Annotated in this window: 17 protein-coding genes; 8 read left to right on the top strand and 9 right to left on the bottom strand. The window is 68.2% G+C overall.

The window, feature by feature from the left end; translation table 11 throughout:
• Positions 1-4: 4 nt before the first annotated feature.
• The 4 genes from fadE16 to DPM12_RS11850 form a co-directional block, all read right to left on the bottom strand.
• On the bottom strand, positions 5-1,141 hold the full coding sequence (gene fadE16, locus DPM12_RS11860; protein WP_112258524.1) for an Rv1679 family acyl-CoA dehydrogenase: 1,137 nt from the start codon (positions 1,139-1,141) through the stop codon (positions 5-7).
• Positions 1,128-1,538 (bottom strand): Rv1678 family membrane protein, encoded by a 411-nt coding sequence (locus DPM12_RS22815; protein WP_123788576.1) that lies wholly within the window; start codon positions 1,536-1,538, stop codon positions 1,128-1,130. The genes fadE16 and DPM12_RS22815 overlap by 14 nt, the downstream gene beginning before the upstream one ends.
• Positions 1,535-2,080 carry a TQO small subunit DoxD gene (locus tag DPM12_RS11855; protein ID WP_112258523.1) on the bottom strand — a complete coding sequence of 182 codons (546 nt, stop codon included), beginning with the start codon at positions 2,078-2,080 and terminating at the stop codon, positions 1,535-1,537. Before DPM12_RS11855 ends, DPM12_RS22815 begins: the two co-directional genes overlap by 4 nt.
• 105 nt (positions 2,081-2,185) lie before the next feature.
• Positions 2,186-2,557, bottom strand: coding sequence for a MoaD/ThiS family protein (locus DPM12_RS11850; protein WP_211658888.1), 372 nt, complete (start codon positions 2,555-2,557; stop codon positions 2,186-2,188).
• 97 nt (positions 2,558-2,654) lie between these two features.
• Between DPM12_RS11850 and DPM12_RS11845 the strand changes: the two genes are divergently transcribed.
• The 4 genes from DPM12_RS11845 to DPM12_RS11830 all read left to right on the top strand — a co-directional run bounded on the left by DPM12_RS11845 (position 2,655) and on the right by DPM12_RS11830 (position 8,310).
• Entirely contained in the window at positions 2,655-3,461 is an 807-nt protein-coding gene (locus tag DPM12_RS11845; protein WP_112258522.1) for a winged helix-turn-helix transcriptional regulator, read from the top strand.
• Between the two features lie 140 nt (positions 3,462-3,601).
• Entirely contained in the window at positions 3,602-4,504 is a 903-nt protein-coding gene (gene mshD, locus DPM12_RS11840; RefSeq protein ID WP_211658887.1) for a mycothiol synthase, read from the top strand.
• Between the two features lie 171 nt (positions 4,505-4,675).
• Entirely contained in the window at positions 4,676-6,754 is a 2,079-nt protein-coding gene (locus tag DPM12_RS11835; protein WP_211658881.1) for an RNA degradosome polyphosphate kinase, read from the top strand.
• Entirely contained in the window at positions 6,751-8,310 is a 1,560-nt protein-coding gene (locus DPM12_RS11830; protein ID WP_112258519.1) for a CYTH and CHAD domain-containing protein, read from the top strand. Before DPM12_RS11835 ends, DPM12_RS11830 begins: the two co-directional genes overlap by 4 nt.
• A 29-nt stretch (positions 8,311-8,339) precedes the next feature.
• Here the strand turns inward: DPM12_RS11830 and DPM12_RS11825 are convergent, their stop codons facing one another.
• From DPM12_RS11825 to DPM12_RS11805, 5 genes are all read right to left on the bottom strand, one after another.
• Entirely contained in the window at positions 8,340-8,948 is a 609-nt protein-coding gene (locus DPM12_RS11825; protein WP_112258562.1) for a DUF47 domain-containing protein, read from the bottom strand.
• A 90-nt stretch (positions 8,949-9,038) separates the two neighbouring features.
• On the bottom strand, positions 9,039-10,076 hold the full coding sequence (locus DPM12_RS11820) for an NAD-dependent epimerase/dehydratase family protein (RefSeq protein ID WP_112258518.1): 1,038 nt from the start codon (positions 10,074-10,076) through the stop codon (positions 9,039-9,041).
• Between the two features lie 28 nt (positions 10,077-10,104).
• Positions 10,105-11,523, bottom strand: a complete 1,419-nt coding sequence (locus tag DPM12_RS11815; protein ID WP_112258517.1) for a hypothetical protein — start codon at positions 11,521-11,523, stop codon at positions 10,105-10,107.
• Positions 11,489-12,772 (bottom strand): sensor histidine kinase, encoded by a 1,284-nt coding sequence (locus DPM12_RS11810; protein ID WP_112258516.1) that lies wholly within the window; start codon positions 12,770-12,772, stop codon positions 11,489-11,491. Before DPM12_RS11810 ends, DPM12_RS11815 begins: the two co-directional genes overlap by 35 nt.
• Positions 12,769-13,533 (bottom strand): response regulator transcription factor, encoded by a 765-nt coding sequence (locus DPM12_RS11805; RefSeq protein WP_112258561.1) that lies wholly within the window; start codon positions 13,531-13,533, stop codon positions 12,769-12,771. Before DPM12_RS11805 ends, DPM12_RS11810 begins: the two co-directional genes overlap by 4 nt.
• A 125-nt stretch (positions 13,534-13,658) precedes the next feature.
• On the opposite strand from DPM12_RS11805, the gene DPM12_RS11800 reads away from it, so the two are divergent.
• The 4 genes from DPM12_RS11800 to DPM12_RS11785 all read left to right on the top strand — a co-directional run bounded on the left by DPM12_RS11800 (position 13,659) and on the right by DPM12_RS11785 (position 17,417).
• Complete coding sequence (locus DPM12_RS11800) at positions 13,659-14,387, top strand: TIGR04282 family arsenosugar biosynthesis glycosyltransferase (RefSeq protein WP_112258560.1); 729 nt, start codon at positions 13,659-13,661, stop codon at positions 14,385-14,387.
• A gap of 7 nt (positions 14,388-14,394) precedes the next feature.
• Positions 14,395-15,042: a glycosyltransferase family 2 protein gene (locus DPM12_RS11795; protein WP_342778780.1), complete on the top strand. Its 648-nt coding sequence runs from the start codon at positions 14,395-14,397 to the stop codon at positions 15,040-15,042.
• Positions 15,043-15,198: 156 nt separating this feature from the next.
• Positions 15,199-15,972 (top strand): S-methyl-5'-thioadenosine phosphorylase, encoded by a 774-nt coding sequence (locus tag DPM12_RS11790; RefSeq protein WP_425467590.1) that lies wholly within the window; start codon positions 15,199-15,201, stop codon positions 15,970-15,972.
• A gap of 92 nt (positions 15,973-16,064) precedes the next feature.
• Positions 16,065-17,417, top strand: a complete 1,353-nt coding sequence (locus tag DPM12_RS11785; RefSeq protein WP_211658872.1) for an MFS transporter — start codon at positions 16,065-16,067, stop codon at positions 17,415-17,417.

Raw genomic sequence — 17,417 nt, 5'->3', positions numbered from 1 at the left:
CCCTTCAGTTCTCGAACAGCGCAAGCCCGGCGAGCGCCCGGCCATAGAGGTCATAGAGGACGTCGGCGGTGGGGGCCATGACGCTCCCCGCCCGGGCGTCCCTGAAGAAACGTTCCAGTTGCAGGTGGTGGGAGAAGGCGGCGCCACCACACACCCGCATCGCGGCGTCCGTGATCCGCAGCGCGGCGTCGTTGGCGTACGCCTTCGCACCGAGCACGTGCAGCGTCGTCGCGTCGTCCGGCGCAGCGATGCTCCGGGCCGCCGCACCGAGATACGCCTCGGTCGCGGCGAGATCCAGCGACATCCGGGACAGCTGCGCACGAATGGTGGGCAGCTGCGCCAGCGACTCGTCGAGATGCTCCAGCCGTGCGCCCGACGCGTGGCGGATAGCAGCGTCCACCGCGGCCTTCGCGAACCCCAGCGACACCGCGGCATTGCCCAGGTTGAACCAGGGCAGCACGGCCTCGAGCATCAGCGCGAAGCCTCCGCCCGCCGCTCCGAGCCGGTCCCCGTCGCCGGTTTCGAGCTCGAACCTCATCGGCGCCGATGCGTTGCCGCGCAAACCCAGGCCTTGCCAGGATCCTGCCGTCGTGACTCCAGACCGGTCGCCGGGGATGGCGTAAATGTCCACACCCGGGCTCTCAGCGGACGTCGCCGCCGGCTGGAGCGTAGAGACGATGTAGACGTCCGCGTGCCCCGCAGACGTGACGAAGCTCTTCGGGGCCGCGAGCTCGACCGTGGCACCGTCGGCACGAGCCTGGGACGTGGGCGCCCAGAAGTGGGACCGCGAGCCGGTTTCGGAGAACGCCAGCGTGCCCAGCGCCGTGCCGTCAGCGAGCTGTTCGAGCAGCTTCGGCTGTCCACTCGGTGGCGCCGCGGCCACTGTCATGGTGGCGCTGACGTGCATCAGGTAGACCATGGCGGTCGAACCGCAGGCTGCCGCGATCCGGGCGACCGCCGTGACGAGCTCCTCCGGCCCACAGCCCATGCCACCGGCTTCGGACGGCACGGTCAAACCGCACAAGCCGCTTTCCCGCAAGGCGGCAACCGCTTCGTGCGGGAACCGGCTGTTGGTGTCGACATCGCTGGCGTTCTCGCGCGCGGCGTCGAGGACGGGCTCAAGTGCCCTAGCTAGATCCATGCTCTTCCTTCTCTCGTCCGTCGTGTCTGGCACGTCCGTCGTGACCGGTACGCGTGGCGGATAGCGCGCAGCCGACAACGATGAGGCCGACACCGAGCCCCAGCCAGAACGACGCCGTACTGAGGCTGGCGCCCAACCAGTCGCGGCCCATGGCAACCGAGATCACCTGGAATACGGCGGCCCCCACGAAACCGATGCCTGCCGTGACAGCCGGCCATGCGCGCGCGAACCCACCGGCCGACATGGCCAGCACACCGGCTACCAGCGCGATCACCAGCGCGGCTCCGCTCACCCGCATGAACCGGAAGTCGCCGAGACCCTCGACGACGAAGACCACGCTGGCCACCGACGCCGATCCCAGCGCCAGGCACGCCCTGCGACAGGAACGTTCGTTCATGACGCCTTCTCCAACAGGGGCGTAAGCCTTCCCGCCTGCCGCCAGATCGGGCGCAGTACGCCGTCCAATCCCCCATAACGTCCGGCTGCGGTGGCGAACAGCATGAGATGGACCAGGAACATCAGCAGGTAGGCCCAGTACCACTCGTGTGGCGCGTTGAGCGTCGACAGCGCGATGACGGCCGTTTGCGCCATGCCGATGAGCGCCCACGCCCTGGTCAGCAGGCCGATGAACAAGAAGGCGCCGAGCGATGCTTCAACGATCAGCACCGCCCACCCGAAGAAGGTGAAGTTCGGCAGGACGACGTTGTCCAGCAGCCACGCATACGGGGCGAAGACCTCGTGTTCCACGCCCGTCAGCGTCCAGGCGTAGAGCATTCGCGGCTCTTCGCCCCGGCCGAATTCCGGTGGTCGCTTCCACGACGCGTTGTCGATCCACATCAGCGCCACGCCGATTCGGGCCGCAGCCAGCAGCCAGATGCTCGATCGCGAGCTCGCCAGCGGCTCGCGAGGCTCCACCGTGCTCGCCGTGTCCACCGTCATCGATCGCGTCCCGATCTCTCGCGGTTCGTCGTCGATTCGACTGAAACACGGAAACGCCCGGCGTGATCCTTACGAAGTGCGAAAGCCTGTGCGGCTCTGCCTCGTTCAGCCTCCGCCACCCGCGTACGGCGGGAGCAACTCGATAACGGATCCCTCGGACACGGGAACGAGGACCGGATCTTGCGAGCCGGCAGGCGTCTCGTCGACGACGGCGGTGCAGATGCTCAATACTGCCGCGAACCGGGAGTCTTCACCGTGTTCGGCCCGTGCCGCGGCCAGCGCCTCATGCAGGGTGGTGGCGTCGAACGTCTCCTCGGCCACACCTGCTGCCGCACGAAGCGCTGCCCAGTACCGCAGCGTCACCTTAGCCATGTCGTCCATCTCATCACATCCGGCGGCCAGCGCAGGCGACTCCAGCTCGACCGGGCTCGCCGACGACGGGTCGAAAGGTGCGGCACGTGCCAGTTGTACGTGCATCGCCTCCGTCCGATATCCTTCCTGGGAGGTGAGGACCTGGGCAATGGCGCTCCCAGGTCCTTTCGTGTTTGCGGCCGGAGGCGATAGGAGATCGCAGATGGCAACGATCGTGCTGCTCAGCCAGGCGTCGCAGTCCGCCGAGGACACGCTGCCAGCGCTCGGGCTACTCCTTCATGACGTGACAGTGATGCCGGCTGAGAGCTCCGCGCTCGTCGACGCGCCACGCGGCGACATCGTGCTCGTCGACGCCCGCCGCGATCTCTCGCAGGCCCGCAGCCTGACCCGCCTGCTGCGCACCACCGGAGTGGACGTCCCGCTGATGGTCGTCACCACCGAAGGTGGCCTGGCCGCCGTAACCGCCGAGTGGGGCATCGACGACGTCCTCCTCGACACTGCGGGCCCGGCCGAAGTCGAAGCCCGGCTCCGGCTCGCCCAGGGCAAGCTCGCGGCCGCGACGTCGAAAGAACCCAACGAGATCCGTTCCGGCGAGCTCGTGATCGACGAAGCCACGTATTCCGCCCGGGTCGGCCGCCGCACTCTGGAGCTCACCTACAAGGAGTTCGAGCTGCTGAAGTTCCTCGCCCAGCATCAGGGCAGGGTCTTCACCCGCGAGCAGCTCCTGCAGGAGGTGTGGGGCTACGACTACTTCGGGGGCACCCGCACCGTCGACGTTCACGTCCGGCGGCTGCGTGCCAAGCTCGGCGCCGAGCACGAGGCCCTGATCGGCACCGTACGAAACGTCGGCTACCGCTTCGTTCCACCCCAGCAACGCAACCCGCGGCGGACCAACTCGTCGACGGCTCCGGCCGGCGTCGACGTGCCCGACGACCCTCGCCCGGCCGATGCCGCCGGAGCGCACACGCTTTCCACGCCGTCCAACGACACGATCCGGCTGGACGCCTGAGCGAACCCGGGACCGGCCGCCTGTGATCAGTGACCGCCCGTGCCGATCGGCACTGGGCCAGAGGTCGACGCTGGTCCAGAGGTCGGTACTGGTCCGGAGGCCGATGCCGTCTCGACGCGGCGTTGCGCGATGATGCCGTGGTGAGCATTTTTCAAAGAACGAACTTCGACCCGGAGACGATCGAGCGGCTCGGGAAACTGGCTGATCGCGCCCGTGCCGTCGATGGACGGGACCCCTTCGCGGACGATCTGTGGCACCGGGCCACCGCGGGCCAGACCCGGCTCGCGCTCAGTGCCGACGATGATGGAGAGCTCGCCGGCGCCGCATTCGTCGCTGACCAGGGAGAGCGGCGCGCGGCCGAACTGCTCGTCGACCCCGAGCGGCGGGGCCAGGGGCACGGCGGCGAGTTGCTCGCCGAGCTACTGCGGCGCGTGGACGGCGAGCTGTGGCTCTGGTCACACGGCGACCACCCTGCCGCTCGCACGTTGGCCAGGCGGCACGGTCTCCACCGGGCACGCGAACTCTTGCAGCTCCGTCGGGATGCGTCCGTCCCGGTTCCGGCGATCGAGCCGCCGCCCGGCGTCACCGTCCGCACTTTCGAGCCCGGCCACGACGAGAACGCTTGGCTCCGCGTCAATGCCGCGGCCTTCGCGTCGCATCCCGAACAGGGCAGTCGCACTCTGGAGGATCTCCACCAGGCCGAGGCCGAGCCGTGGTTCGATCCCGCCGGGTTCTTTCTCGCCGTCGACGCGTCCGGTGAGCTGCTCGGATTTCACTGGACCAAGATTCACCCTCCGGCGTCGGGCGAGCCCGGTGGCACCCGCGTCGGCGAGGTGTACGTCCTCGGCGTCGCGCCACATGCGCACGGCCAGGGTGTCGGCTCGTATCTGACCGCCGCCGGACTGCGATATCTCGCCAGCCAACCGGGGGTGGAGGAGCTGATGCTGTACGTGGAAGGGGACAACGCCGCGGCACGCCGGGTCTACGAACGGCTCGGGTTCACGCAGTACGGCATCGACGTCGCCTATCACCGCGCGGGCTGAACGCCCCGTGGCCGTTCCGATCATTTCGCGACTATCCCGACCCGAATGACCTGAATGATCATGTATGGCAGGTTTCTCCGAGCCGTACCATGTTTACAGGCGTCTTACGGCTCGGGAAAACCTACCAAACATGATCATTCTGAAGAGAGGTGGCGTGGGATCATTGAAGGCATGGCCGTAGACCAGCCGCAGGCAGAGCAGCGCTATCTCGACCGCGAACTGTCCTGGCTGGCCTTCAACACGCGGGTACTGGAACTGGCAGAAGACCGGGATTTGCCACTCCTCGAGCGGGTCCGGTTCCTCGCCATCTTCTCCAGCAACCTCGACGAGTTCTTCATGGTTCGCGTCGCCGGTCTGAAACGCCGCATCGCGGCCGGCGTGGCCGTGCCCGCCGTGAGCGGCCTGCTACCACGCGAGGTGCTCGAACGAGCCCTGGAGCACTCCTACGAGCTCATGCGGCGCCACCTCACCTGCTTTCGCGACGACGTCCACCCGGCACTCGTCAAGGAGGGTATCGAGATCACCCACTGGGAAGATCTCGACGACGACGAGCGGGCCGGCTTGCACACCCTCTTCCGGGAACGGATCTTCCCCGTCCTGACGCCCCTGGCCGTCGACCCGGCGCACCCCTTCCCGTACATCTCCGGACTCTCCCTGAACCTCGCGGTGATGGTGCGCAACCCCAACACCCACACCGAGCACTTCGCCCGGGTCAAGGTGCCCTCCAACGTTCCCCGGTTCCTGCCCGTGGCCGGGCAACGCTTCGTCCCGCTGGAAGACGTGATCGCCATCCACCTGTCGTCCCTCTTCCCCGGAATGGAGATCCTGCAACATCACATGTTCCGGGTCACGCGCAACGAAGACGTCGAGGTGGAAGAGGACGATGCCGAGAATCTCCTGACCGCGATGGAACGCGAACTGATGCGCCGCCGCTTCGGGCCCGCCGTGCGCCTGGAGGTGGAGGAGACCGTCGACGCGCACGTGCTGAACCTCTTGCAACGCGAGCTGGGAGTGAGCCAGCACGAGACGTTCTCACTTCCCGGCCCGCTGGATCTGACCGGCCTGAGCAGCATCGCCGAGCTCGACCGCGCCGAACTGAAACATCGCCCCTTCCTGCCGGCCACGCACCGGGATCTGCCCGACGTCGAATCCGCCGCCCCCGCGGACATGTTCTCGGCCATATCCAAGGGCGACGTTCTGGTGCATCACCCGTACGACTCGTTCTCCACCAGCGTCCAGCGCTTCATCGAACAGGCCGCCGCCGATCCGCGGGTTCTGGCCATCAAGCAGACGCTTTACCGCACCAGTGGTGACTCGCCGATCATCGACGCCCTGGTGGACGCCGCCGAATCGGGAAAGCAGGTTCTCGCGCTCGTGGAGATCAAGGCGCGATTCGACGAGCAGGCGAACATCACCTGGGCACGCAAGCTCGAAGAGGCCGGTGTGCACGTCGTGTACGGCTTGGTCGGGTTGAAGACCCACAGCAAGCTCTGCCTCGTCGTACGGGATGAGACGATCGGCATCCGCCGCTACACCCACATCGGAACGGGCAACTACCATCCCAAGACGGCACGCCTCTACGAGGACCTCGGCCTGCTGACCGCCGACGACGGCGTCGCGGAGGACGCCAATCACCTGTTCAACTCACTCTCCGGATATTCGATCGAATCCGAGTACGAGCGGCTCCTGGTGGCCCCGCGTTCCCTGCGCACCGGGATACTCGAGCGGATCCATCGCGAGGTCGAGCATCACCTGGCACAGCGCCCCGCACGCATCCGGCTCAAGCTGAATTCGCTGGTCGACGAGGCGATTATCGACGCCCTGTACGACGCGTCCAGGGCGGGCGTTCCCGTCGACATCTGGGTCCGCGGCATCTGCGGGTTGCGCGCCGGTGTTCCAGGGCTCTCCGAGAACATCCGGGTGATCAGCATCCTGGGACGGTTCCTCGAGCACTCCCGCATCATGGCTTTCCACAACGGCGGTGATCCGGAGTGCTGGATCGGTTCCGCCGACTTCATGCATCGCAATCTCGATCGCCGCGTCGAGGTCATGGTCCAGCTCCGCGACCCGGAACACTTGCGGGATCTGGATGCCCTGTTCGACCTCGCCTTTGACCCCACCACCGCGGCCTGGCACCTGCGGCCCGACGGAACGTGGGAGAGGAAGCACACCGACAGCGATGGGGAGGCATTGACCGATCTCCAGCACGAGCTGATCGAGCGCAGGAAGCGGCGGAGGACGAACCCATGACCTCCCAGCAGACGCATCGACCCGAAACGGCACGAGAGGTGGAGCAGAAGTTCCGCATCCACGGCCTCTTCCAGCTTCCCGACCTGCGCGCCATCGACGGTGTGGCCGACATGGAGGAGCTCGGGCTCCGGGACCTGGAATCCGCGTACTTCGACACCCCAGATCTGCGTCTCGCCCGCGAAGGCATCACGCTACGCAGGCGAACGGGGGATGACGAGGGGTGGCATCTCAAGGTTCCCGAGCGTCGCGCCTTCCCTGGAGTCCGCACCGAGGTACGCCTGCCGCTCTCGGTTGGCGACGACGCTCCGCCCGACGAACTCACCCACGTCGTGCGGGTGATCCTCCGGGATGCACGCGTCCAGCATGCCGCCACGCTACGAACTCACCGGTCCGCATGGCTGTTGCGCAACGATGCCGGACGTGCCGTCGCCGAGCTCGTCGACGACGCGGTGCACGTACTCGACACGTACGGGACGACCACCGCACGCTTCCGCGAGCTCGAGCTCGAAGAACGTGACGGCGGACCGGCGCTGGCACGCGTCGCCGACGCGCTGGCGTCCGCTGGAGCCGTCAGCGGCGAGTTCGTCGCCAAGGTGGTGCGCTCGCTGGGTCCGGCCGCTACCGCACCACCCGAGGTGGGCGCACCACCGGAGCCGGGTCTCGACGACGCGGCGGGCGACACCGTGACTTCCTATCTGGCAGCGCAGGTAAGGGCGCTGCGTTTCGCCGACATCGCGTTCCGCTGCGATCCCGACGATGGCGAGCCCGTCCACCAGATGCGGGTCGCCGCTCGCCGGTTGCGTTCCGCCCTGCGTACGTTCCGTCCCCTCCTCGAGTCCGGATGGGCGAGCGGACTGCGTGATGAGCTTGCCTGGTTCGCCCGGGGCCTGGGCACCCTCCGCGAGAAGGAAGTGCTGCACTCGCGGCTCATCGCGCACGCATCGGAGATCTCCCCCGACAGCCTTCCGCACGGGGTCTCCACCGATGCACTCCGTGATCTCCTCGACGCCGAACTCGGCACCGCCATCGTCGACGCTCGGGAGAACGCCTGGCAGATCCTCGACTCGGATCGCTATCTCGCCTTGCACGAATCGCTCGTCGCGGCCGCGAACGGGCCGGCGTTGACCGCCCGTGCAGCCGATCCCACGCGTGTTGTTGTCCCGCGCCTGGTGAACAAGGAATGGAAGCGGCTACGCGCCGACGCCGACGAGCTGGGTGAGAGCTCGCCCGTCGAAGACTGGCACGCGGTCCGGCTGCGGGCGAAACGCAGCCGCTACGCCGCGGACGCGGCGGCGACCGCCCTCGGCGAGCCGGCCCGGACCTGCGCCCGGCAAGCCGAGCGGCTGACCGACGTGCTCGGCGAACACCAGGATGCGGTGCAGGCCGGTGCTTACCTCCACGACCTGGCACGACAGGTGGCCAAGCCGGAATTCGGCGCCGCGCTCGACGCGCTGGGCCAGCTCGAGCTGGCATACGCCGGGACGGCGCAGTCGCGTTTCGCTTCGATCTGGCCCGAGGCGCGCCGGGTCACCGAGGAGAGCGGATTCGTCGGTTGAACGTTTCTCACCCGAGCACCATGCTCGGATCACTGTTTGAGCGCGATCTGCTCCACGATGTTTGCCACTCGCTCGAACCCGTCGACCGCCGATTCGAGGATCTCGATCACGTCTTTCAGCTTGTGCACCGTGAGCGCGTCGTACTCCCCGGAGAAGATGTGCGCCAGTAACCGCCGATAGGTCTGATCCGCCTCGTTCTCCAGCCGGTTGATCTCGATCCAGTACTTGGTCAGCTCATTCGCGGTGCGCAGCCGGGGCATCGCCTCCGCCGTGAGATCGGCCGCACGATCGAGCACGTCGACGACGGCCGCGATCCCCGTGGGCATTTCCTTGATCCGGTACAACACCATGAGATCGAGCGCGGCCTCGACATCATCGAGGACGTCATCGATCCCGCCGGCCAAACGATAGATGTCATCACGGTGGAAGGGCGTCTTCGCTCCGGAGTTCACCCTGCGCACAATGTCATGCGTGTGCTCATCACCGGCGTGCTCGATGTCCTTGAGCCGAGGCACGAGAGCCGCCCGGTCGGCGTCGGGGGCCAGCGCCTCCGAGAGCACCCGCACACCGTCGCGCAGGTTCAGCGCCGCTGCCGTGAAGAGGTCATAGAAGATGGAATCACCTGATGAGAGGCGCATGCGTAGGCGCACGAGGATCTCCCTCACAGGGACGGTCTCGATGGTCAGGTCAGTTGAACCAAGAAAAATGCTAGAGGAACAAGATGAAGACTAGCGCAACGGTACGTTCCGGAATGCAGCCATTCCCTCCTCGAAACCTATCGTGGCCTCGAAACCGAGCGCTTCGGCGGCCCGCGCCGGCGACGCGACCACATGCCGGACATCGCCCAGCCGGAACTCCCCGGTGACGACGGGCGCCGGCCGATCAGCACCCTCGCCGCATCCACTCAGGGCACGCGCCATGTCGTGGACACTGCGCGGCTGTCCACTGGCGACATTGCACGCGCCCTGCCACGATGAGTTCAGCGCGAGCACGTTCGCCCGGGCCACGTCGTGGACGTGGACGAAGTCTCGCATCTGCCCGCCGTCTTCGAAAACGCGCGGAGCCCTGCCGGACTCGACAGCGCTGCGAAAGATGCTGGCAACCCCCGCGTATGGCGTGTCCCGGGGCATTCGCGGCCCGTACACGTTATGGTACCGCAACGCGCACACCGGGGAACCGCTCTCGCGACCGTAGACGGCGGCGAGCTGCTCCGTGTGAACCTTCGTCGCGGCGTAGACATTACGGGGATCGACTGGCGCTTCCTCGCCGACCGGCGCCCAGGACAGCGGGGCACCACAGCGGCTGCACGGCGGCTCGAATCGCCCCAGTTCCAGGTCTTCGGCCAGTCGGGGCCCAGCGAGCACGTCACCGTGGCGCGAGCATCGGTACCGCCCTTCGCCGTACACCACCATCGACGACGCCACGACGAGCCGGCCCCGGAACGAACGGCGCCACAGCGCTCGCAGCAGGACAGCGGTGCCGGCATCGTTGTCGGCCACATAGGCCGTGACGTCGTCGAGATCGACACCCAGGCCGACCCGTGCCGCCTGGTGGCTCACGGCGTCGACGTCTCCCACCGCCCGCCGGACGGCCTCCTCGTCACGCAGGTCGGCGACGCGCATGTCCACCGAGGGCGGCAGGTACTCCGGAGGGGCGTCGTGTGCCGCGAGCGAGTCGAGCACGACGACCTCGGCTCCCTGCTCGACCAGCTGCTCCACCACATGGCTGCCGATGAATCCGGCACCACCCGTCACCAGCACGCGCATTGCACCCATCCCTTCTCGTCGTCGGCTCTCACCACGGCACCCGCAACGCCGCGACAAGCGCCACGGTGACCACCACCTGCACTGCCACCCAGCCACGCACGTCCGCGAGGGGGCGTTCTCGCCCCAGAGCGCAACCGGCGAGCAGCACCAGCGGCATGAACGGCTGCCAGATCCGCTCGGTCTCGCCGGACGACATACCGGACAGATCGGCCACCGCCACGACGGCGAGCCCGGATCCGGCAACGAGCCATACCCGCAGGTCACGCAGGCGGGCCAGCGCCACGGCGATCGCCGGCCCGAGTGCCAACGCGAACACCGCCACGTTGGCCAGCACGAAGTACCAGTACCCCCGCACGCTGGCCACGCCGCCGTGGTATCGCTCGCGTGTCGCCTCGAACCCGTCGAGCCACCAGTAGCCCCACACCGCGGGAAGCAACACCACCGTGATCGCGACGACGCCACCCGCCACGACGCACCATGCGGCGCGGAACCCCTGCCGGTGCCGCCACACGGCGATCACCACGACGGGGATCGCCAGCAACACGACACCGAACGACAGCAGCAGGGCGATGCCCGCCAGCAACCCACCGCCCAGCGTGTACAGCATCGCCGATCGCCCGGTTCCGCTGGTCCGGCTGGTCGCCAGGATCAGACATGCGACACCGGCCAGGGCCACCCCGCCGAAAAGGACGTCAGCGTTCGTGTGCCACACCGCCGCGGGAGCGGCCACCAGAAACGGCGCCGCATCCCGGGCGCGACGTTCACCGGCGACGTCGCGCAGGATCGCCAGCGCCGCGACGATCGCCACCGCCACGGCCACCATCGCCGTGGCGTTCTCGAACCACGGACCGTCCAGCCCGACGCGGGCGGCAGCCCAGAAGAACAGCAACACGCCCGGCGGGTGCGATCGCAGATGCACCGGCTGGTCGGTGACGAGCTGGCGTTGCGTGTAGCCGTCGAGAAACGGCCCGACGCCAGCGTCGTCGACGAACGTGATGTAGCGCGCGTAGTTGTTGTGGATATCCAACCACACGCTGCCGTGCGTCTCGGCGAGCGCCAGTGCGAGGCTGAACACCACGCCCGCACCGGCGGTCGCGGCCAGCACGCTCCGCCAGGACCAGCTGCGGCACAGCCAGGGCAACCAGGCCACCAACCCGGCACCGGCCACCACCGGTGCGAGCAACCCCCAGGTCAGCGCCCAGTCCCAGGTGCCATACAGCGGGATGGCGCCGAGTTTCAGGTCCCCCTCACGAGTGGCGGCTACATACAGTCCCAGCAGCCGGACGGCGACGAGGAGGATGGCCCATCCAGCGAGGACGAGCACCGTTCGCCGGTCCAGCCGGGGCCACCAGCGCGCTCGGGACCTGACCCGGCGCGCGACAGCACCCGCGCGGCGCATGTGGTCCCGGGCCTCACCACGCCGGATCGCCATCTGGCACACCGGCACGCTCGGTCTCCGTCGCCTCCCTGGCCTGCGTCGCGTCATCCGGCACCCGGATGGTGAAACGGCAACCGCGAGCCTGGTTGGCCACCGACACCGACCCGGCATGCGCTTCGACGAGACCCCGCGTGATCGCTAGCCCGAGTCCACCGCCGCGGGCGTCGCGCCGGCGTGCGTCGTCGCCGCGAAACGCGACATCGAAGACGCGCGGGAGATCGTCTTCCGGGATACCACCGCATTCGTCGGAAACGCAGACCACGGCGGCCCCGCCCACGGTGCCCGCCTCGACGACGACCGACCCGCCGCCCGGGGTATGCCGCAGGGCGTTGTCCAGGACATTCTCCAGAGCTCGGGAGAACTCCCGAGCCGAGACCTCGATCGGAGGCAGCTCGCCGATCCGCTCGACAAGCTCAACCCCAGCGATCTCCGCCGACGACGTGGTGCCCGCCACCGCGTCAGCCACAACGTCAGCCAGCCCCGCCTTCTCCGCGCCGAGATGGACCGCGCCGCTGTTGATACGGGACAGTTCGAACAGGTCCTCGACCAGTTCCGTCAGCCGCTCCGCGTCGGAGCGGATCTGTCGCTGATATGTGACGATCGTCTCGTGATCGTCGACGACGTCATCGTCGAGAGCCTCCGCCATCGCCCGGATCGTGGCAAGCGGTGCCCGCAAGTCGTGCGAGACCCACGCGATCAGCTCGCGCCGAGACGCCTCCAGCGCACGCTCACGCTGCTGAGACTCCTCTAGCCTGTCCGAGACGGCGGCAAGCTCCGTGGCCAGCTTGACCAGCTCCCCGGGACCGGTCATCGTGGCCGGACGTTCCATGGCGACGGCTCCGCCGTCGCCAACCATCGTGCGGGCGAGATCACCGACCTCACGCGTTCCGGTGTCGATGTCGTCGCCGAGCTGGAGGGCCGACCCCACGGCGACGCCAGTGGAGACGACCAGGACGATCACCAGCGCCATGAGGTCGTGCCGCGAGATGAACATCGCCAACGCGGCGGCGACAACGCCGGTGACGGCCACCAGCACTGCCGAGAGCGCGACCACCAGCATCTGGACCCGCACCGGGCGACCACGGAAGATGCGCAACGCCATACCGCCGAAGACGGAGGCGATCAGGGACGCGAGCAGGGTCACGCCGAGCAGCACGAGGATCTCGTCGACGGGCACGCCAGAAGCCACGGCGATGGTTCCGGCGACGACCAGTGCCGAGGCCAGGATGGCCAACGTCGTCAGCGGGCGTTTGATCATGGCTCGAACCGGTATCCCACTCCGCGGACGGTTTTCAGGTGCTGGGGAGCCGAGGCGTCGTCCTCGACCTTCTCCCGCAGCCGGCGGATGTGTACGGTCACCGTCGACGTATCACCGAAACTCCAGCCCCACACGGCCTCAAGCAGCTCCTCACGGCGGAATGCCCGGCCCGGATGCGCCAGAAGATAGACCAGGAGATCGAACTCCTTCGCCGTCAACGACACCGGCTCGCCACGGCGATGTACCTGATGTCCGACAACGTCGATCTCAATGCCTCCGCCGCAGAGCACCTCGGAGCCGCCGTGGGATACGCCGCCGGCGGCGCGACGCAGGACGGCCCGGACGCGGGCGGCGAGCTCGCGCGGCGAGAAGGGCTTGGTGACGTAATCGTCGGCGCCGATCTCCAGCCCCGCGATCCGGTCACTCTCCTCGCCCAGCGCCGTCAGCATGACGACCGGGATCGGTGCCACTTGCCGCAACCTGCGGCACACTTCCAGTCCGTCCATGCCGGGCAGCATGAGATCAAGCACGACGATGTCGGGCAGCGTGGCCAGCGCCTTTTTCAAACCCGCGAGGCCGTCCGTCGCGTAATCCACAGCGAACCCGTCCCGGCGCAGATAGCGGCAGACGACGTCGGCCAGCGCCGGATCGTCGTCGATGACCAGAACCCGCGAACCGGTATTCGAATGACCCGTATTCGAATGAGCGGTCTGCGGATACCGGGACGGGCCGGCATCCGAATGGCCAGCATCCGAATTCATGGTCACGCCTTGCTCCCCATCATGGGAACACCATGACTGATCTCGGCACGCCGTGTCGCGTTCTGGGCGAAGACTTTCGCGCATCGTAAGGAACGACGGCGCGGTGCACACCTAGCGTCATGGCCATGTCGCACGTTCTTGTCCTCGCCAAGGCACCCGTGCCCGGGTACGCCAAGACCAGGCTCTGCCCCCGCTACTCGGCCGTCGAAGCCACGGAGATCGCCACGGCTGCGCTGGCCGACACGTTGGAGACCATCGCCCGATGCGACGTCGACCGGCGCATCCTCGCCCTGGATGGGCAGCCGGGACCATGGTTGCCGTCCGGATTCGAGATCGTTCACCAGGTCAGTGGCTCGCTCAACGAGCGCCTTGCCGCCGCCTGGGCCCACGCCGGTGGCCCAGGCATCCAGATCGGAATGGACACCCCCCAGATCACCGCCGAGCTGATCCACGATTCGCTCGCCACGGTTCTGCCCGGACCCGCCGACGCGGCCCTGGGACCGGCCGAAGACGGCGGCTGGTGGGCCATCGCGGCAAGCGAGCGGGATCCCGGTGTCCTGTCCCAGATGTTTCATGGCGTACCGATGAGCAGCCAGTACACCGCTCGGGCACAGGCCGCACGGCTGCGCTCGCTGGGGATGACCGTGCGCACCATGCGCACGCTGCGCGATCTCGACGATGCCGACGACGCCCGCGCCATCGCGGCGCTCATTCCCGGCTCGCACACGGCCACGGCGGTCGACTCGATCGGCGATGCTCACCTGGCTGCCCGCCAGCACGCCGGCCGGAGCGGGATCGGCATGCGACCCGAAACGGCGGGCGCCGCGAGTTCGTATCGAGCACACCCGGGGTGAACGCGTGATCGACGTGATCCTTCCGGTGCTCGACGAGCGGGACGCCATACCGTGGGTGCTCGGCCGGATACCGCCCGGCTACCACCCGATCCTCGTCGACAACGGCTCCAGTGACGGCTCGGCGGACGTCGCCGCCGCCTGCGGTGCACGCGTGATCCACGAGGGGCGTCGCGGATTCGGCGCGGCGTGCTTCGCCGGCCTCACCGCCGCGACGGCCCCGGTCGTCTGCTTCCTCGACTGCGATGCCTCGCTCGACCCCCGCGACCTCCCCGTGGTCGTCGAGCCGATCACCACGGGAGCCGCGGATCTCGCACTCGGCGCGCGGCAGCCCGCGAGTGGCGCCCTTCCGCCCCACGTCCGGATTGCCAACCGGTACCTGGCACACCAGGTCCAGCGGAACTGCGGAGCGCGGGTCAGCGATATCGGCCCGATGCGCGCCGCCCGGCGGGAGGCGCTCATCGCCCTGGACATCGCCGACCGGCGGTCGGGCTGGCCCTTGGAGATGGTTCTGCGCGCGGGCCATGCCGGCTGGCGAATCGTCGAACGAACGGTTCCGTACCGCCCGCGCATCGGCAACAGTAAAGTGACGGGCACCGTCCGCGGCACGGTTCAGGCCATCAGGGACATGCGCGCCCAGCTGCGCGCATCTCCCTGACCCGGAAGGCGCGAACCGACCGGCACCCGCCCGGCGAACACGCCGGGATCCGCGATGACAACCGACGCGAGGAGGATCAGCGTGACCGATCAGCCACGAGAGCCGCGGACGGCGCACACCGGCCAGGACGAGATCCAGCACGAGGCCCGTGACGACATCCCCGCCACGGCCCATGCTGCGATCGGTGTTTTCGGTGGCTCGGGCTTCTACACGTTCCTCGACGATGCCGGATCGGTGGAGCTGGATACGCCATGGGGCACGCCCTCGGCTCCGGCCACCATCGGCACCGTCGACGGCGTGCGTGTCGCCTTTCTGCCACGGCACGGCACCGGCCACACGCTACCGCCGCATCGGGTGAACTACCGGGCCAACATCGACGCCATGCGCCAGCTGGGAGTACGGGCACTTCTCGCTCCGTTTGCGGCGGGTTCCCTTCGACCTGACATCCGCCCTGGCGAGTTCGTCGTGGTCGACCAGCTCGTCGACCGCACCACCGGGCGAGCCGACACGTTCTACGATCACTTCGACGACGGGCCACGGCACATCCCGTTCGCCGAGCCCTACGATCCCGGGCTGCGCCGCGTCCTCGTCGAGGCCGCCGCCACCGCAGGCGTTTCGGTACACGACAGCGGCACCGTCGTCGTCACCAACGGTCCCCGGTTCTCCACCCGAGCGGAGTCGGCGTGGCACCGCGCCAACGGCTGGGACGTGGTGAACATGACCCAATACCCCGAAGCCGCCCTGGCCATGGAGGCGGGTATTCGGTTCGCCGGCGTCGCTCTCGTCACCGACTACGACGCGGGGCTGGAAGGCGTTCCCGGTGTGGAGCCCGTCACCCAGGAAACCGTCTTCGAGGTCTTCGAGAAGAACGTTCATCGCGTACGAGAGGTGCTGCGAGGGGCGATATCCGCCATCTCCCGTCTCGCTTGACATAACGATGACGTAACATGGTCTCCGCACAGACCGAGCACACACCGCGGTGTGCGGGTTCACCAGACCAGCCAGTCCCGGAGCAGCCAAGCTTGCCTGCACTCGCCCTGCCCCGCCCGTCCTCATATCGCCCCTCCTCATATCGCGCTCCCGATCGCTTCTACGGCTGGCACATCGTCGTCTACGCGACGATCGCCCTCGCGGCCACGGCACCCGGCCAGACCGCCGCGGTCTCAATCTTCATCGACCCGATGATCGCCGAGCTCGGGATTTCCCGCTCGGCGATCTCCACCGCGTACCTGATCGGCACTCTCACCGGTGCGGCCGCCATACCGTGGGTCGGTCGCGCCCTCGACCGCTTCGGTATCCGCCGCACCATGGCAGCCATCGGCGCCGTTTTCGGCACCGTGCTCATCGGGCTCGCCGCCGTCAGCGAGATCGTGGGCCTCACCGTGGGCTTCGCCGGCATCCGGCTCGCCGGCCAAGGGGCGCTCGGCCTGACCGCCACCAGTGCTGCCGCGCTGTGGTTCACCCGGCGGCGCGGATTCGCCACCGGGATCGTCTCCGCGATCGGAGCGCTGGGAATCTCGTTGACCCCCGTGGCCCTCGAAGGGTTCGTCGCCAGCCAGGGCTGGCGCACCGCGTGGCTGGTGGAAGGGGTTCTCATCTGGGCCATCGTCGTCCCGATCGCGCTGCTCGGGATGCGGGATCGCCCTGCTGACCTGGGCCAGCTTCCCGACGGCGATACAGCCCGCGACGACGGCACGCGCCAATCGGCCGAGTGGGGTGCCGGCCGGGCTGAAGCCGCACGCACCCCCTACTTCTGGGTCATCGCGGCCGGAGTCGCCGCATGCGGGCTCCTGTCGACCGGAGTCAACTTCCACCAGATCAGCCTTCTCGGCGAGCGTGGTCTCACTCCCACCGAGGCGGCCGGCAACTTCGTGTGGCAGACGATCGCGATGCTCCTGGTCACCCTGGCCACCGGGGCGCTGGCCGACCGGGTACGCCCGCGCTGGCTGATCACCGTGATGATGGTCATGCTCGCCGTCGGCCTGGTATGGGGCACCCGCATCAGTCCCGGAATTTCCGCCATGCTCTTCGGAGCGCTGCTCGGGGGCGCCGGTGGCGGGATGCGCGTGCTGGAGGCGACGACGTTCCCACGCTACTTCGGCACCGCACAGCTCGGTGCCATCCGCGGGCTCGTCGTCGCGGTATCGGTCGGCTCCACGGCATTCGGACCGCTGCTCTTCGCGCTCGTCCACCAGGTGGCCGGTTCCTACTCCGCCGTACTCCTCTGGACTGCTCCGATACCGCTCATCATCGCCGTTGCCGCCCTCGTCATCGCCCCACCCCAGCTAAACGCAGCGCTTGGCGACGTCCGGCGCGAAAGGTCTCCGAGCGGAGAATCGCCGGACGAGAGCTCGACCTCGCGGCATGCCCCGTGA

The sequence above is a fragment of the Phytoactinopolyspora halophila genome (assembly GCF_003287285.1).
Taxonomy (GTDB): Bacteria; Actinomycetota; Actinomycetes; order Jiangellales; family Jiangellaceae; genus Phytoactinopolyspora_A; species Phytoactinopolyspora_A halophila.
This window is presented reverse-complemented; position numbering and strand designations above follow the sequence as displayed.

Bases quoted from the DNA above. Each gene is read 5' to 3' on its own strand.
- fadE16 (WP_112258524.1), bottom strand. From the start codon at position 1,141: ATGGATCTAGCTAGGGCACTTGAGCCCGTCCTCGACGCCGCGCGCGAG.
- DPM12_RS22815 (WP_123788576.1), bottom strand. From the start codon at position 1,538: ATGAACGAACGTTCCTGTCGCAGGGCGTGCCTGGCGCTGGGATCGGCG.
- DPM12_RS11820 (WP_112258518.1), bottom strand. From the start codon at position 10,076: ATGCGCGTGCTGGTGACGGGTGGTGCCGGATTCATCGGCAGCCATGTG.
- DPM12_RS11855 (WP_112258523.1), bottom strand. From the start codon at position 2,080: ATGACGGTGGACACGGCGAGCACGGTGGAGCCTCGCGAGCCGCTGGCG.
- DPM12_RS11845 (WP_112258522.1), top strand. From the start codon at position 2,655: ATGGCAACGATCGTGCTGCTCAGCCAGGCGTCGCAGTCCGCCGAGGAC.
- DPM12_RS11850 (WP_211658888.1), bottom strand. From the start codon at position 2,557: ATGCACGTACAACTGGCACGTGCCGCACCTTTCGACCCGTCGTCGGCG.
- DPM12_RS11830 (WP_112258519.1), top strand. From the start codon at position 6,751: ATGACCTCCCAGCAGACGCATCGACCCGAAACGGCACGAGAGGTGGAG.
- DPM12_RS11800 (WP_112258560.1), top strand. From the start codon at position 13,659: ATGTCGCACGTTCTTGTCCTCGCCAAGGCACCCGTGCCCGGGTACGCC.
- DPM12_RS11835 (WP_211658881.1), top strand. From the start codon at position 4,676: ATGGCCGTAGACCAGCCGCAGGCAGAGCAGCGCTATCTCGACCGCGAA.
- DPM12_RS11825 (WP_112258562.1), bottom strand. From the start codon at position 8,948: ATGCGCCTCTCATCAGGTGATTCCATCTTCTATGACCTCTTCACGGCA.
- DPM12_RS11810 (WP_112258516.1), bottom strand. From the start codon at position 12,772: ATGATCAAACGCCCGCTGACGACGTTGGCCATCCTGGCCTCGGCACTG.
- DPM12_RS11805 (WP_112258561.1), bottom strand. From the start codon at position 13,533: ATGAATTCGGATGCTGGCCATTCGGATGCCGGCCCGTCCCGGTATCCG.